Raw genomic sequence first — 12548 nt, 5'->3', positions numbered from 1 at the left:
CTTTCGCATGTCAGCAGGTAATAAGGAGAAGATGATGGGCTGCAATACGGTTTATCTCGATACGGAAGGAACCGGCCTCAATCCCGACACCGAGGCCATGCTGGAAATTGCCATCGCTGATGACGCTGGCAATGTTCTGCTCGACTCGCTGATTGCGCCCCCTGCCGGAATTGACACCTGGCCGCAGGCACAGACTATCCACGGGATCACCCCGGCGATGGTTGCCGGTGCGCCCTCGCTTGCCACGCTTGCACCAAAGATAGAGGCGGCGGTACGTGGTCGTGACGTGGTTATCTACAACGCGGCGTTTGACTGTGGATTCCTCGGCGTATTACTCGACAGCGCCCGTTCCGTTCAGTGCGCGATGGAAGCCTGGTCAGAACATGTCAATGAATGGGATGAGCGCTTCAACCGGCTGCGCTGGCACAAGCTTATCTCTGCCGCTGCCGCAGTGGGATTTAGCTGGCCGGGCAACGCGCACCGTGCGCTGGCCGACACGCTGGCCTGCCGCGCCGTCTGGCAGTACCTGCACAATCCCCAGGAGCGCGAACGCGTGGATGCGCTGAACCGCACCCGCCGACTGACGTCCGAAGCAGTCAGCGCCCTGCGCCGGGCTGAGCGCACTGAAGAAATGCGCCATGACCGCTGGCGCGACTACATGACAGGATTCCTTCAGACCTGGTGGCTTCAGCGCTACGGCGTGGCCCACTGGTCACGCAACCAGAAACCGGCCCTGGTCAGTGAATCGTTCGCCTTGACCTTCTTTGGCAAGCCGCTGGCGTTGCTGGCGCTTGAAGATCAGGTGTCGCAGGTATTCACCTCACGTAAAACCATTCCTGATACCCTGCGGCCTGCGAGCCACTTTGTGAAAGAAAAGTGGTTCCAGGACGAGCTTAAACCATCTGCTGCCTACATCGGCAAAAAATCCGGCTGGCTGCTGTACGACACTGCTGAAGATGCACGTATCCGGGCGCGGTTCCCGCTGCGCTTTCAGGAGCCGGTGCGTTTCCCCGGTGATGCCCTGCTGACACGCACCGCCCTGCTTAAAGCCGGAATGACGGCAGCGCAGGTAGCCTCACTGATCCCCGCAGCCGAGCGCCAGAACGGGTTTAGCGGCGACTGGTACTGCCTGTATCTGGTCGAAAAAGCCACCCTTCCGTCCCCGCTTACTGTCCCGCCCGGTTGTTGTACCCCTGACCGTTCAGCCCCGGAGTCCCTGTCGGTGGAGACGGTTTTGCAGATTCTTAAATCACAACAAGGAAAGCAATCATGATCAGTACCGTTAGTACCCTGTCCAGTCGCGACAGGTTCCATCAGATGCTGCAAGAGTTTCCGCTGCTGGCACATTACTGGAATACCGAGGAAAACTGCCTGCGCTATATAGAAATGAAAGACGCTCTCGGTGTGCTGAGCCGGGGCGAACAAATTATGGCGAGATTTTATATGTCGGTCTGGCGGGGGGATAACCATGATTTTGATTTTCTCGATGCGGCAGGTCTGCTCGATACCAGCGCCAAACGCATTGTCATGACATGGTTTACCGATCCGTTCTGGCCGTAGTCCTGGCATACTGACACGCAGCCATCAGCACCGGCTGCGCCACCAACTCATACGCATAAGGAATTATACCCATGAAAATTTCCGCTAATGGACTGGTCTTTGAAGAAGGACACCCGCAGTGCAAATGTATTCTGAGCGATGCACAGGGCGAACTCTTTGCGTTTGTTCAGTGTCTCGATACCGGCATGGATGGTCAGGAAAGTGTGATGGTTAAGCGCTACTGGGGGCGTTACAGCCACGACGACCGCGCAGGGTCGATTGAAGACATTATGCGAAACGGCGAGAAATGGCCGGTATTACCTGACTGATTTGCGCATGCGCAAAATCGATGTTCGGGAGCTACTGCTGAGATAAGGACAAATTTTGGACACTGCATTCTTTGATAACGATGAATACTGCATGGTCATGGTTCATGCCATTTGTCGCAGGTATAAGGCGCTGGGCAGTAAGGCGCAGCGCCGGGCCATTGTAGAAGATATCCGGCCTCTGATATACGTTCATCCCCGTCCTGATAGCTTCATGGCGGTATTAAACAAAAGTCTGTCTCGACAGGGGCGTAAGTTTCTTTCAGATCAGCAGAACTGGCAACATGACCTGGCAACACTGCTAAGCGCACTCAACGACGCGCTGTTCGTGCGCACGACAACCGATGATACCCTGCGCACCTGGTCTGAGGAAGATCGTCGTATCAGTCAGTTTCAGACGGATGGCGAATGTATGGCACTGCTTCTGCGCTATGCACCGGTAGTTCCTCCTGCATGTATCGCGTTGCAGCTTGTCAGATACATCAACGGATATCCGGCTGTACCGCACAGTATCACCGCCGCCGTGGTAACAATGATATTTCGCAACCTGCCACATCTGGAGTTGCTGGATGACTCTCTGATGATGGAACCTACCATTCGCGATGAATATTTCACCCCGGACACCGATCCCCGGCTGAGCTATGCCCTGTATCTGGCCGACACCCTTTACTCGTATCTGTAATGTCATTTATTCAATCAGGAGTTCACTATGGCTAAATCACCGCTTACCACCAAGATCAAGGTATCTGACCTTTTGCAGAACGGGCAGCTTGCTCAGCCCGCTATCGAAGACAATGGCAAAGAGTTTACCTTTGATATTTCGGGCGACGTTCTGACCGTCACGGTCAAAGAAAAAGCCGTCCTTGAGCCTGCCTATAAACCTGCCCCCGCTGACTTAACAAAGCTTGAGAACAATATCGCTAAACACCCCTCAATTGGTGATCGCATGAATGAAGTTCGACCGCGCACCTTCAAAAAATAGGTTGTCAGCGAATGTCTGAGCCTTCATCATTACCCAGCGCCATGCTGATGCCGGTATCCGCTATCGACTGGACACGGGTCTTCGCCATGCGCCAGCTTGCGGTTTCATCCTCAGATGCACCGCCGTACCTGCTTGCGCCTGAAGTCGCGCTCCTGCTGAGCTACATGCACGATTTGCGCGAGCGGTGCTACTTCGAAACCTTATGGAATTGCGGCGCCAGGCCAAATGAGGCACTGGCCCTCACACCGCAGGATTTTGCCTTTGATGCCGCGATGCCTTACGTCACGCTCAAAACCCTGAAACAGCGCAACCGGGGCCGTGGCCGACCGCAGAAAGACGATCTTCCCGTGCGTAATGTGGCGCTATGGGATGCGGATTACCGCGCCCGGATGCAGTCGCTGATTGCTACCTTTGGGATTCGGAAAACCGATTTACTCTGGCCGGGTCGTCGGCGTGGCGAGGATAAAGTACCGGCGTCCGTCTCGGCTGACACGGTTGCCCGGTGGCTGAACCGGGCATTAGAGGATGCAGCGCGTGACAGTGTAACGTTTAGTGTCACACCCATCGTGCCGAAAACCTTCCGGCACAGTTTTGCGATGCACATTTTGTTTAACCGGATACACCCGAAAGTGCTTCAGGCGTTGATGGGGCATAAGTCGTTTAAAAGTACGGAAGTGTATACCCGGCTATTCCTGTTTGACGTCGCCGGGCAGCATCAGGTCAGTTTTGGGTTTGACGTGGAACAGGCGCGACAGGCGTTGCAACTGGGGGTAATGAAGCCGCACCTGGATTAACCAGCATTATCGGCCTGAACACACAGACCAGAGATACCGGCCACCCAGTAAGGTCAGCCCCAGCGCCAGAATCGACAATGCCAGCACTGCCGATAAACGGAACAGCACCGCTGTCCCCGTCACGGCCATATCCCTTACGTCATTCATAACCTGCCATTCATTAAACGATGGCGGGTTCATGACGGCACTCAAAAACAGATCCACATATTCCATGCGATCCCCTGATTCACGTTAATCTTCGACCGTGCCAATACGCTTTTCACAATCGGTGCAGTACGCTGTTTTTTTCTCGTTCAGTTTCACATTATCCCACATATGGCCGTTGAACGCCTCTGCCCCATCGTAGCGATAGAACACGGATGTTGTGCCGCTGGCCGTGGCCCTAACATAAAACTAATCCCCGCCACAGTGGGGGCATTCCTGAATACCGCCGCTTATCTTTTTCATTGAAATACCATCCCCGTATTACGGTGCGATACCCGTGTCCCAGCGCCAGGTATCCGGGCCATCTTCACCATCGCAGGTACTGGCAACAACTTCATGATAGCGCTCCCCAGCCAGTTCCCGAACCATCTGATCAAGCACCCAGTGAAGATGATGTACCTCATCACTTCCACCAAACCGGCAGGCCAGTTCGATTGCCCTTTCAATACGTTGCTTTTCGTCGGTCATCGTCGTTTCCCCGGATTGACGTTTTTACTTGTTCTGCTGCCGCCAGATAGCAGGGTCAACCGGCTCCTTTTCTGACCACAACCCTCTCCGTGCAGTTCGGGCATCCCGTTCATAGCGAAGGTATGCAGGCTCAGTGGCCTGGCCCTGATAACGATAAACCCACGCCATGCCAGAATATACCTGCGTAGCGTTAATATCACGGCCATCGAGCATCAGGGTAGCCAGTAATCGCCCATACCTGTCCTGTTTATCACCCACTGCCAGCACCCTTTTTCCGGCCACCATTTCCGTCAGCACCTGTTTGGATCGCTGTCCATAAGGCTGCATCTTTTCGGGAGCATCAATCCCGTTCAGCCTGACGCGAGTGGTAACACCTTCTGCCATGATCTCCACGGTATCACCATCCAGCACCCGCACCACCTTTCCACTGATATCAGCCAGCGCAGCGAGAGGCAGGCACAACATTATCAGGGGGGCTGTCATCAACACATATTTCATTTTTCCACTCTGGACATATAACAGATAAGTGTTAGTATCATGATACATATTTATATCATGTCAAGATTTATCCACTTAGTGAACTACACAGGAGTAAATAAACATGGCTACCTTGACCAAAGAAGAAAAAGCATGGGTAAAGAAACTCAACACCATGCTGGCAAACTGTCCGTCCAGTCGTATCGGCTTCGCGACTACCGGTGATTGTGAGGTGACTCTTTTTGACGTTACACGTTACAGCGACATTTGCGATGCCGTAGAAAACGGCGGCGGCGAGTTTATCCCTAATGCTGAGAAACTGGGTGCGGCATTTGATGAGCACCTGCATTTCCCGAACCAGGTTGAAAGTACGGCGGGTTAACGCGATGGCGATTTTTATTTCCTTACGTTGTGAATTGCGGGGAGAAGGACGCTCCAGTTTTACCAATACCCGATGCTGGTCAGATGATAATGACGATCCGTTTGTCATGGCCGCAGATACCAAACGCAGTGCCAGTGACTGTATGAATGACCTGTTCAGCGATGCGAAAGACGCAGGCTGGCGAAAGGTTAATGGTGGCTGGGTCTGTCCGAACTGCATTAAACATACTGCCGCTCAGACCGATATCAGTACGCATGAGGCATGACCGGCATGCCACAACCGGTACATCAGTGCGTTTTTTTCGGTATCAGTCAGCAATCAATGCAATTTTGATGAAAGGATAAAACATGACCGTATTTAAGAATTTCCGTGAACTAGTTCAACCAGGCTGGCGCATGGAAGCCCTCGGAATGGCCGTGATAACGGGTTACTTCACTACCCTGTTTTATACTGAAGGAGGCGTGCTGGATGCCCCTCTTTTTATACAGTTAAACATGCTACTGGTAATGGGGCTGGCGGCGTGTCTGACGGCCAGCATGATCCGGTATTTCCGAAAGGGACAGGAAAGCGGCAAAAGTGACTTCTTCATGGTAAGCGCCCTTATAGCCGTCATTCATGGCGCTTACTTTGCGATAAGTAGCGCAACATTCAATGCTTTCACCGCGCATTCACCCCGGACGTCATCTACCCTTCTGTCGGATATCTATCAGTACGCCTACTTTGCTTTTGCGCTATATGCCTTTTACCGTGCAGGTCGCCGGTAATTTGCTTATCGTTCTGCCGAGAGTATCGGCAGAACTGAATACCTATAGCCTGGAATCCTGTCGCCAGCCGCCAATACTGTGATGCAAATTCCGCTTGAGTTTATCAATCGAAGAATATAACTCCCCGTATCCTGGGTTATCGTCACCGATAATCTGTGTCCATTGTTCATCAAGCGCTTCCAGTTTTCGCGCCAGCGATTCCAGTTGCGCCAGGTGTTTTCTGGCAAGCTGGGTTTCTTCTTTGAAGGTATTCCTGTGGTTCAAAACACACCTTTTAAGCAGTAGTAATAAGAATGATTTTAACAGTAATTTGCATTAAGTAACATTCGGATAATCAGATTAATCCGACAACGAAAGGTAACGCTAAATCACGCCAGACTTTCGATATTTGCGCATGCGCAAAGTCTTGCCTCCCTCTTGACCGCGAACGCAGAACTAGAATTAACCGAAAATCAGCAGCTTCTTTGCGGGTTGCCTCAGTGAGCTTGAAATCATTCGCCATACAAATATACTGTACATATAAACAGTTTAATGGTGCTTATTATGAATATGGGTTCATTTCCATCACCTTCTGAAGGTAGCGAAGACGCTCCGCTGGATCTGCATGCCTATTGTGTCAAGCGCCCTGCCAGCACGTACTTTCTTCGCTGCAACGGGGTTTCTTTAATAGATGGAGGGATCGCGCCGCAAGATTTACTTGTGGTGGATTGCTCAGTCAAACCTACACACGGGGCAATTGTCATCGCCAGAGTAGACGGTGAATTGATGGTGAAACGTCTGCAATTACGGCCCTCTCCGGCTTTAGTGTCGATGAACCCTGATTTGCCGGTGATCGCTCTGGCTACCGATATGCTGGAGATATTTGGCGTGGTGACGTTCAGCATCCGGGATCATCTTCATGTATCTTCATAGCGACGTGAATGCGTTCTATTGCAGTGTGGAGCAGGTCTTCAGACCTGACCTGGCCGGGAAGCCGGTTGCTGTACTCTCGAACAACGATTCTGCGATTGTGGCGCTTAACAGCGCGGCGAAAGCCCTGGATTTAAAAAGGGGGCAACCCCTTTTCGAAGTGCTTCCTCAAATCCACCGACATAAGGTGCATCTGTTCTCGTCTAACTACACCCTTTATGCAGAATTTTCTTCAAGATTTCATAGTGTTGTAGGGGAAAGTATGCCCCGCAGCGAAACGTACAGCATTGACGAAATTTTTGGTTCTCTCACTGGTTTCAGCCCTCAGTTTGATTACGAGATATTTGGCCGGGAACTGCGACAGAAGGTTTATCAGCAAACATCACTGACCTGCGGTATCGGCATTGCTCCTACAAAAACTCTTTGCAAAGCTGCAACCGCAGCCGCCAAAAAATACACAAAAACGCGGGGGGTGGTAGTGCTGGATGATCCTCACCGACGCGACCGTTTGCTGGCGCTAATGGACGTCAGCGATGTCTGGGGGATTGGGAGTCGCCTGGCTGTACGGTTAAAGACGGTTGGCATCAAGACCGCGCTTGAGCTTGCTCAGGCTGATACCCGCTTTATCCGTCGCCTGATGGGTGTCGTTGTAGAGCGCACAGTGCGAGAATTACGCGGAGAACCCTGTTTCGCTCTTGATGACAATCCCCCTTCCCGACAGCAAATTGTCGTGTCCCGTTCCTTTGGTGAACGCATCACCAGACTGGAGGATATGCAGCAGGCCATCTGTGCCTTTAGTTGCCGCGCCGGTGAAAAACTTCGCCGGAATAAAACCTATGCCAGCAGCATCACAGTATTTATGCAGAGCAGTCGTCATCAGCGATACACGCCTTATTTTTCCGCTATCAGGACGATCCCCCTCCCGGCGACTCAGGACTCACGGGAGCTTGTCTGCGCCGCCAGACAAGCATTAGCGTTAATCTGGAAGCCAGGTATTCAGTATGCAAAAGCCGGTGTCATGCTGGGTGATTTAGGTGATGGCCGTGAACAACTCGACTTGTTCAGCCATCACACACCAGGGAAAAATAATCTGGCGCTGATGCAATTGATGGACGCATTAAACCAGAAGCAGCGTGGCACGTTATTTCTTGCCGGGGAAGGGATACAACGCAGGTACAAGATGAAGCAACAATGGCTTTCACCCTGCTATACAACGCAATGGAAGGATTTACCGGTGGCATGGCTGAAATGACTGTACCTGCCTCACATCAATTTTGCGCATGCGCAAATGACCGTCAGGCCGTAGTGCTGGAGTCTGGGGGAAAAACCCCGTCAGAGATGGCGGGGCGGGAAAGATAAACTTAACTGCGTTGTTCCCTCAAGCGCTACAAACTACTCAATCCTCATTTGCTTCATACTGTTTCAGGCCGTCTTTTCCTTCACGATCAATTATCTCCTTGAGCACACGCGGGTACTTCCCTACCCCTTTGTAATGGATAAGTTGCCCGTTAACACGGTAGCTCTGCACCGGCCCAACTGAGGGGCGCTTTTTAGCCTTGATCAGTTCATCGGGCGCAATACCATCCTGCTTCAGTAAAGACAGGTGACGCTGGATTTTAGACAACCGTTCCTTTTCGTCCAAACTATCCTGTTCCTGCTGGTTGATTCGGGTTTCCAGCACGGAAGTCAGATCGGCGCGAATGATGCTCAGTTCACGCAAATCCATTTTTTTAAACAACGATGACCGGCGGGGAACACTTCTCAGAAACTGAATGACTTCAGCCACGGTAGGGATATTTTTCTTCATTTGCGTGTCCGTTTTCCGCTGTTACTGATTTGAGTGTAAGGAGCAAACCCCGCATCCGTCAGCACAAAGTAATCCAGATCGCTCATCTGAAATGATTTCTCAGCCGTGGTGCTGTACCAGACAAATCCTTCCTTCAGGTCTTCATCATCGACATTCACGATCAGGCTGAACGGCTCCTGATCAGGACAGGCTTTTTCGCGGCCATACAATGGGGAATACAGCCCGGAAAGGGTGATCACCTTATCACGATTTTCCTTGTAGGTACTTTTTGCCCGGTAAATTGCCGAGTGCTTAAAATCAGTGATATCAGAAAGTTTGATTTTAAATACAACGTACTTAACAAGCACCTCAATTAAGGGGGCGCTGGTCTTACTTAAAAGCGACATTGTTTGCGCTATTACCTTAGCTTTCCTCTTGTTAAGTAAGCTAATTTTATCACTCATGCACAATCACCCCTTAATTAAATTAATTAATGATTGCACAAAATATCGAATTTCACAATCAGCCATTATTTGAATTATAACAGATACGTGATACATTTTTGTATCATAGTAATTAGATTGAGGATGGTTGATTGAAATCACTAAAACTGCTGTCTCTAGTTCTGCTGTCGCTGTCAGGTACACCGGCCATCGCATCAGAAAGCACAACATCTGCGGCTGTGGGGGAAATCTCCGTCATTGCAACAGATGTTAAAGCCACTACCGGTGCGCCGGTGTTGACCAGGGATGCTCTGTTTGAACGGCTGACACATCAGGAAAGTCGCGGTAATCAGTTTGGTCGTAATGGTCTGCCGCTAACATCACCAAAGGGGGCTGTTGGTGTCGCCCAGATTATGCCGGAAACTGCGCCCGAAGCGTCAAGACTTGCAGGGCTTGCCTGGGATCACTGGCGATACCGGAATGATGCAACGTATAACCTGGCTCTTGGAAAGGCATATCTGGATTCACAACTGGATCGATATGATGGCAATCACATCCTCGCTCTTGCTGCCTACAATGCCGGGCCAGGCCGGGTTGACCAGTGGCTAAAGCGGTTTGGCGATCCCCGCAGTGGTGAGATATCTAACGATGATTTTATTCGCCTTATCCCGTTCAGAGAAACGCAGGAATACGTTGCCACCATCCTGAATGGCGCTCCCGCAAAATATGCCTACGCCCCATCCCGGAACAAACCGGGCACGACCGCAGGGCAAAAATTTGAATTTAAAGATGCTCATCCGGGCTTTACGTTCTCTGTCGCCGTAAGCAATTCCTTTGATTCTCATGCAAAACTGGTCGGTGGCTTATGACACATTACCTTTTCACCATACTGATGGCTGTTCTGGCGCTGGCTTACTATCTGTGTCTAATGCCAGAACCTCACCTGTTGCCGGATAACCTGGCTATTTTCTGCGTGTTACCGGCGTTTATCGCACTGCACATCGCCCTGCGACACATCGTTACCAGTAATGCCCTGCACGTTGGCCTGCTGATCATCAGCGCTGCATTTTTTTCGTTTTACAAAACATTCAGCGACGGAACGCCCTTTTTATATGCACTGATTGCAATCCACAGTCTGACTCTGATTGCGACTTTCTTCACCCTCCCAGTGTCCAGTACCGACGTCGTTCAGGCTCCCGCCACTGACACTGATAAACAGGATGAAGACGAAAAATGACAGGGAAGCTCGTTGGCGCATTGCTGCTCGGACTGGGCCTGATAGCCATTCTTCTGCTGGCCGGGATCAGTAAACGTCCGTCACGCACCTCTACTCAAGCACCGGTTCGCAAATATCGCCTTTCACACGAATATGAAAATAAAGGCTTTTCCGAAAAGGGGCAGAGCGAAGGGATGCTCGATATCCCTGCGACTGCCAACAAGACAGACGTCCATCATTCCAGCCACGGAACGGACTCATTGCAAACATCACTATCTGACACCGATTCCTCCACTCCCGGAGATAACTTTTGATGAGTAATACCTCCCTGCTTGCAGTTGCTGCCGTGTTTATCTTTCTTGTCCTGTACCCGCTGCTATTTGGCAAAAAAAACCGTCACCAGAAAAAGCGTGAATCCGCTGAGCGGATTATTAGCAAAGTGGCTGAGCTACAGCATCCGGGGCAGAAAATCGCCTACCTGCGCAAAGTTGATCCCTACGCATTTGAGGAACTGATTCTGACGTTGCTACAGCGTAAAGGGTTTGTGATTGCCCGAAATGAACGATACAGCGGGGATGGTGGTATCGATGGCCGGTTCCAACATCAAAACCGACTGTGGCTTGTCCAGGCTAAACGCTACTCAGGACGCATCCGCGCTGAACACGTTAGCGCATTTGCCGATGTGCTGAACCAGGCACAATGTGACGGTATTTTCGTACACACCGGCAGCACTCCTTCCTCCGTTCGCGCCGCCGTCAATGCAGGCTCGGCCCGGCGAATTGAAATCATTTCGGGCGACCGGCTGCTGGCGCTTTTTGATTCGACGCTGAAACTCACGTTCTGATACCCCTGTTAAGGATCACACCATGTTTATTCGTAAAGCCCGGCACAACCAAATCTGTGAAGAACTTCGTAACCACATCATCATGCAAGACTGGAAGTTTGAGCGTTTTGAACTTTCCTATGATGGCGGTGGTGGGCCATATAAACGCATCCTAGAATGTCGAGAGGTTGCACAGTCTGTTTCCGCATTGCCTGGCGACGAACGCCGTGTTGTGCTGCATCGTCTGGCATATATCGATGCCTGGTTAAATCGCCTTATTCCTCTCATGACTGAAGGAATGAAGCCCCGCGATAAGGAAGCATGGGATCGAGCACTGAGGGATATTCCCGCTGAACGGGTTTATGGCGATGCCTGGCATTATTGTCAGGTTGCGACCAGAGGGGATTCAGTATGAAAGTTAATCCCTGGAAAATGGTAAACGCCACAGCGTCCTGGAGTTTCTGGGCAGTGCGCAATTTACTGATAGTACCTGCGGGAATGCTATTCTTGCTTATCGCTCTGCTTTTCATTCACGATAAAACCACACCGGGTCAGTTTATCGTGGCCGTGATTCAAAATGCAGATGCCGTGACTGATGGTGTTCACTGGAAATGGCGTGAGTGCCAGCCCGTTCAAAAAGCATCCGGCTTTGAGGGTACTGGTAAAATAAAAACCATCGCTCCCCCGCCTGCATCTGTTCTGGCTGCGGAATGCCCTGAAGTGATATCAGACGACGCGGGGTATGCCAGGCACATTGATCGCTCAATGATTAACGTTCTGGGAATGCTGTGGGCGGTATTCGCTTTTATCTGCATAGGTCTGTCCTATCTCCTGCGCAATTTCCCTCCTGTTTCTTTTAGCCTGAAAACCCACTCTAAGGACGCACTATGACAGAATTCATCTGCGTTCTGTTGTTCGGGCTGGTTGCACTACAGGCGTTCAGGCTAAGGCAAAGGCGAAAAGAGACAGACGCACTACATAATGAAAATAGCGTCCTGCGAGTCCAGCAGAAAATCATCGGAGAGATATTGCGCTGTCCAGAATACGGCCTCGCATCACAATTTCGTCGAATCCGCGTCTATAACTCAGCCCTTTTAACAGCCCCCTCACCGACGCCACACATCACGCGGCTGGAGCAGGACATCAAACTGGAAGTGATGCTCGGCAAGCTGTCATCGTGGGCTATCGGTAACAGTCTCATTGGACGTGATGACATTGCGCCTGCTTCGCGCTTTCGCCCCGATATTTATGACAAGCTGGCCCGTGATAATGATGAATTTGAAGAATTGTCGTCGGACATCGCCATGATATTCCGCCTCCATGACGATGTTCAGCGGCGCTACACCGTCAACGAGTGCCAGAGGCAGACTTCCGGCTGATTCGCGAAATTCCCACTTTTGCGCATGCGCAAACCACATTCAATAGCACAACAAAA

24 protein-coding genes are annotated in these 12548 nt (G+C 51.2%); 18 read left to right on the top strand and 6 right to left on the bottom strand.

Annotated features, from left to right (window positions below):
- Positions 1-7: 7 nt before the first annotated feature.
- From AC1MKH_RS25315 to AC1MKH_RS25290, 6 genes are all read left to right on the top strand, one after another.
- Positions 8-1273, top strand: a complete 1266-nt coding sequence (locus AC1MKH_RS25315) for a 3'-5' exonuclease (protein ID WP_488452192.1) — start codon at positions 8-10, stop codon at positions 1271-1273.
- Positions 1270-1560 carry a hypothetical protein gene (locus AC1MKH_RS25310; RefSeq protein WP_488452191.1) on the top strand — a complete coding sequence of 97 codons (291 nt, stop codon included), beginning with the start codon at positions 1270-1272 and terminating at the stop codon, positions 1558-1560. The genes AC1MKH_RS25315 and AC1MKH_RS25310 overlap by 4 nt, the downstream gene beginning before the upstream one ends.
- Before the next feature lie 71 nt (positions 1561-1631).
- Positions 1632-1868 (top strand): hypothetical protein, encoded by a 237-nt coding sequence (locus tag AC1MKH_RS25305; RefSeq protein ID WP_488452190.1) that lies wholly within the window; start codon positions 1632-1634, stop codon positions 1866-1868.
- Positions 1869-1923: 55 nt separating this feature from the next.
- Positions 1924-2547 (top strand): hypothetical protein, encoded by a 624-nt coding sequence (locus AC1MKH_RS25300; protein WP_488452189.1) that lies wholly within the window; start codon positions 1924-1926, stop codon positions 2545-2547.
- Positions 2548-2574: 27 nt separating this feature from the next.
- On the top strand, positions 2575-2847 hold the full coding sequence (locus AC1MKH_RS25295) for a hypothetical protein (RefSeq protein WP_488452188.1): 273 nt from the start codon (positions 2575-2577) through the stop codon (positions 2845-2847).
- 11 nt (positions 2848-2858) lie between these two features.
- Entirely contained in the window at positions 2859-3641 is a 783-nt protein-coding gene (locus AC1MKH_RS25290; protein ID WP_488452187.1) for a tyrosine-type recombinase/integrase, read from the top strand.
- Between the two features lie 6 nt (positions 3642-3647).
- On the opposite strand, the gene AC1MKH_RS25285 is transcribed toward AC1MKH_RS25290, so the two are convergent.
- The 3 genes from AC1MKH_RS25285 to AC1MKH_RS25275 all read right to left on the bottom strand — a co-directional run bounded on the left by AC1MKH_RS25285 (position 3648) and on the right by AC1MKH_RS25275 (position 4859).
- Entirely contained in the window at positions 3648-3854 is a 207-nt protein-coding gene (locus AC1MKH_RS25285; RefSeq protein ID WP_488452186.1) for a hypothetical protein, read from the bottom strand.
- A gap of 252 nt (positions 3855-4106) precedes the next feature.
- On the bottom strand, positions 4107-4313 hold the full coding sequence (locus AC1MKH_RS25280) for a hypothetical protein (RefSeq protein ID WP_488452185.1): 207 nt from the start codon (positions 4311-4313) through the stop codon (positions 4107-4109).
- Positions 4314-4337: 24 nt separating this feature from the next.
- Entirely contained in the window at positions 4338-4859 is a 522-nt protein-coding gene (locus AC1MKH_RS25275) for a thermonuclease family protein (RefSeq protein WP_488452184.1), read from the bottom strand.
- 55 nt (positions 4860-4914) lie between these two features.
- Between AC1MKH_RS25275 and AC1MKH_RS25270 the strand changes: the two genes are divergently transcribed.
- The 3 genes from AC1MKH_RS25270 (at position 4915) to AC1MKH_RS25260 (ending at position 5936) form a co-directional block, all read left to right on the top strand.
- Positions 4915-5172 carry a hypothetical protein gene (locus AC1MKH_RS25270; RefSeq protein WP_488452183.1) on the top strand — a complete coding sequence of 86 codons (258 nt, stop codon included), beginning with the start codon at positions 4915-4917 and terminating at the stop codon, positions 5170-5172.
- 4 nt (positions 5173-5176) lie between these two features.
- Entirely contained in the window at positions 5177-5437 is a 261-nt protein-coding gene (locus tag AC1MKH_RS25265; RefSeq protein ID WP_488452182.1) for a hypothetical protein, read from the top strand.
- A gap of 82 nt (positions 5438-5519) precedes the next feature.
- Positions 5520-5936, top strand: a complete 417-nt coding sequence (locus tag AC1MKH_RS25260) for a hypothetical protein (protein WP_488452181.1) — start codon at positions 5520-5522, stop codon at positions 5934-5936.
- A gap of 42 nt (positions 5937-5978) precedes the next feature.
- On the opposite strand, the gene AC1MKH_RS25255 is transcribed toward AC1MKH_RS25260, so the two are convergent.
- Complete coding sequence (locus AC1MKH_RS25255) at positions 5979-6200, bottom strand: hypothetical protein (RefSeq protein ID WP_488452180.1); 222 nt, start codon at positions 6198-6200, stop codon at positions 5979-5981.
- A 279-nt stretch (positions 6201-6479) separates the two neighbouring features.
- Between AC1MKH_RS25255 and umuD the strand changes: the two genes are divergently transcribed.
- Both umuD and umuC read left to right on the top strand, forming a co-directional pair.
- Complete coding sequence (gene umuD, locus AC1MKH_RS25250; protein ID WP_488452179.1) at positions 6480-6848, top strand: translesion error-prone DNA polymerase V autoproteolytic subunit; 369 nt, start codon at positions 6480-6482, stop codon at positions 6846-6848.
- Positions 6835-8097: a translesion error-prone DNA polymerase V subunit UmuC gene (gene umuC / locus AC1MKH_RS25245; protein WP_488452178.1), complete on the top strand. Its 1263-nt coding sequence runs from the start codon at positions 6835-6837 to the stop codon at positions 8095-8097. Before umuD ends, umuC begins: the two co-directional genes overlap by 14 nt.
- 144 nt (positions 8098-8241) lie before the next feature.
- Here the strand turns inward: umuC and AC1MKH_RS25240 are convergent, their stop codons facing one another.
- Both AC1MKH_RS25240 and AC1MKH_RS25235 read right to left on the bottom strand, forming a co-directional pair.
- Positions 8242-8652: an H-NS family histone-like protein gene (locus AC1MKH_RS25240; protein WP_488452177.1), complete on the bottom strand. Its 411-nt coding sequence runs from the start codon at positions 8650-8652 to the stop codon at positions 8242-8244.
- On the bottom strand, positions 8649-9095 hold the full coding sequence (locus tag AC1MKH_RS25235) for a hypothetical protein (protein WP_488452176.1): 447 nt from the start codon (positions 9093-9095) through the stop codon (positions 8649-8651). The genes AC1MKH_RS25240 and AC1MKH_RS25235 overlap by 4 nt, the downstream gene beginning before the upstream one ends.
- 131 nt (positions 9096-9226) lie before the next feature.
- On the opposite strand from AC1MKH_RS25235, the gene AC1MKH_RS25230 reads away from it, so the two are divergent.
- From AC1MKH_RS25230 to AC1MKH_RS25200, 7 genes are read left to right on the top strand one after another with little or no spacing between them, the layout of a single operon-like run.
- On the top strand, positions 9227-9943 hold the full coding sequence (locus AC1MKH_RS25230) for a transglycosylase SLT domain-containing protein (RefSeq protein ID WP_488452175.1): 717 nt from the start codon (positions 9227-9229) through the stop codon (positions 9941-9943).
- Entirely contained in the window at positions 9940-10311 is a 372-nt protein-coding gene (locus tag AC1MKH_RS25225) for a hypothetical protein (protein ID WP_488452174.1), read from the top strand. Before AC1MKH_RS25230 ends, AC1MKH_RS25225 begins: the two co-directional genes overlap by 4 nt.
- Positions 10308-10604 (top strand): hypothetical protein, encoded by a 297-nt coding sequence (locus AC1MKH_RS25220; protein WP_488452173.1) that lies wholly within the window; start codon positions 10308-10310, stop codon positions 10602-10604. The genes AC1MKH_RS25225 and AC1MKH_RS25220 overlap by 4 nt, the downstream gene beginning before the upstream one ends.
- The gene (locus AC1MKH_RS25215; RefSeq protein ID WP_488452172.1) at positions 10604-11134 is read left to right on the top strand and encodes a restriction endonuclease; all 531 of its coding nucleotides are present in this window, start codon (positions 10604-10606) and stop codon (positions 11132-11134) included. Before AC1MKH_RS25220 ends, AC1MKH_RS25215 begins: the two co-directional genes overlap by 1 nt.
- Before the next feature lie 22 nt (positions 11135-11156).
- Entirely contained in the window at positions 11157-11528 is a 372-nt protein-coding gene (locus tag AC1MKH_RS25210; protein WP_488452171.1) for a hypothetical protein, read from the top strand.
- A complete protein-coding gene (locus AC1MKH_RS25205; RefSeq protein ID WP_488452170.1) occupies positions 11525-12004 on the top strand; it encodes a conjugal transfer protein TraP in 480 nt (159 codons plus the stop codon). The genes AC1MKH_RS25210 and AC1MKH_RS25205 overlap by 4 nt, the downstream gene beginning before the upstream one ends.
- Positions 12001-12492 (top strand): hypothetical protein, encoded by a 492-nt coding sequence (locus AC1MKH_RS25200; protein WP_488452273.1) that lies wholly within the window; start codon positions 12001-12003, stop codon positions 12490-12492. Before AC1MKH_RS25205 ends, AC1MKH_RS25200 begins: the two co-directional genes overlap by 4 nt.
- Positions 12493-12548: the final 56 nt, after the last annotated feature.

This window comes from Pseudocitrobacter sp. CD920760 (genome assembly GCF_057782505.1).
The sequence above is the reverse complement of the archived record's forward strand: the minus strand, read 5'-3'. Positions and strand labels throughout refer to the sequence as shown.

What these genes read in the sequence shown, in the direction of transcription:
- AC1MKH_RS25205 (WP_488452170.1), top strand. Translation starts at nt 11,525, where the DNA reads ATGAAAGTTAATCCCTGGAAAATGGTAAACGCCACAGCGTCCTGGAGT.
- AC1MKH_RS25305 (WP_488452190.1), top strand. Translation starts at nt 1,632, where the DNA reads ATGAAAATTTCCGCTAATGGACTGGTCTTTGAAGAAGGACACCCGCAG.
- AC1MKH_RS25285 (WP_488452186.1), bottom strand. Translation starts at nt 3,854, where the DNA reads ATGGAATATGTGGATCTGTTTTTGAGTGCCGTCATGAACCCGCCATCG.
- AC1MKH_RS25200 (WP_488452273.1), top strand. Translation starts at nt 12,001, where the DNA reads ATGACAGAATTCATCTGCGTTCTGTTGTTCGGGCTGGTTGCACTACAG.
- AC1MKH_RS25290 (WP_488452187.1), top strand. Translation starts at nt 2,859, where the DNA reads ATGTCTGAGCCTTCATCATTACCCAGCGCCATGCTGATGCCGGTATCC.
- AC1MKH_RS25240 (WP_488452177.1), bottom strand. Translation starts at nt 8,652, where the DNA reads ATGAAGAAAAATATCCCTACCGTGGCTGAAGTCATTCAGTTTCTGAGA.
- umuD (WP_488452179.1), top strand. Translation starts at nt 6,480, where the DNA reads ATGAATATGGGTTCATTTCCATCACCTTCTGAAGGTAGCGAAGACGCT.
- AC1MKH_RS25265 (WP_488452182.1), top strand. Translation starts at nt 5,177, where the DNA reads ATGGCGATTTTTATTTCCTTACGTTGTGAATTGCGGGGAGAAGGACGC.
- AC1MKH_RS25235 (WP_488452176.1), bottom strand. Translation starts at nt 9,095, where the DNA reads ATGAGTGATAAAATTAGCTTACTTAACAAGAGGAAAGCTAAGGTAATA.
- AC1MKH_RS25225 (WP_488452174.1), top strand. Translation starts at nt 9,940, where the DNA reads ATGACACATTACCTTTTCACCATACTGATGGCTGTTCTGGCGCTGGCT.
- AC1MKH_RS25210 (WP_488452171.1), top strand. Translation starts at nt 11,157, where the DNA reads ATGTTTATTCGTAAAGCCCGGCACAACCAAATCTGTGAAGAACTTCGT.
- AC1MKH_RS25280 (WP_488452185.1), bottom strand. Translation starts at nt 4,313, where the DNA reads ATGACCGACGAAAAGCAACGTATTGAAAGGGCAATCGAACTGGCCTGC.
- AC1MKH_RS25310 (WP_488452191.1), top strand. Translation starts at nt 1,270, where the DNA reads ATGATCAGTACCGTTAGTACCCTGTCCAGTCGCGACAGGTTCCATCAG.
- AC1MKH_RS25260 (WP_488452181.1), top strand. Translation starts at nt 5,520, where the DNA reads ATGACCGTATTTAAGAATTTCCGTGAACTAGTTCAACCAGGCTGGCGC.
- AC1MKH_RS25315 (WP_488452192.1), top strand. Translation starts at nt 8, where the DNA reads ATGTCAGCAGGTAATAAGGAGAAGATGATGGGCTGCAATACGGTTTAT.
- AC1MKH_RS25270 (WP_488452183.1), top strand. Translation starts at nt 4,915, where the DNA reads ATGGCTACCTTGACCAAAGAAGAAAAAGCATGGGTAAAGAAACTCAAC.
- AC1MKH_RS25220 (WP_488452173.1), top strand. Translation starts at nt 10,308, where the DNA reads ATGACAGGGAAGCTCGTTGGCGCATTGCTGCTCGGACTGGGCCTGATA.
- AC1MKH_RS25295 (WP_488452188.1), top strand. Translation starts at nt 2,575, where the DNA reads ATGGCTAAATCACCGCTTACCACCAAGATCAAGGTATCTGACCTTTTG.
- AC1MKH_RS25275 (WP_488452184.1), bottom strand. Translation starts at nt 4,859, where the DNA reads ATGTATCATGATACTAACACTTATCTGTTATATGTCCAGAGTGGAAAA.
- AC1MKH_RS25215 (WP_488452172.1), top strand. Translation starts at nt 10,604, where the DNA reads ATGAGTAATACCTCCCTGCTTGCAGTTGCTGCCGTGTTTATCTTTCTT.
- umuC (WP_488452178.1), top strand. Translation starts at nt 6,835, where the DNA reads ATGTATCTTCATAGCGACGTGAATGCGTTCTATTGCAGTGTGGAGCAG.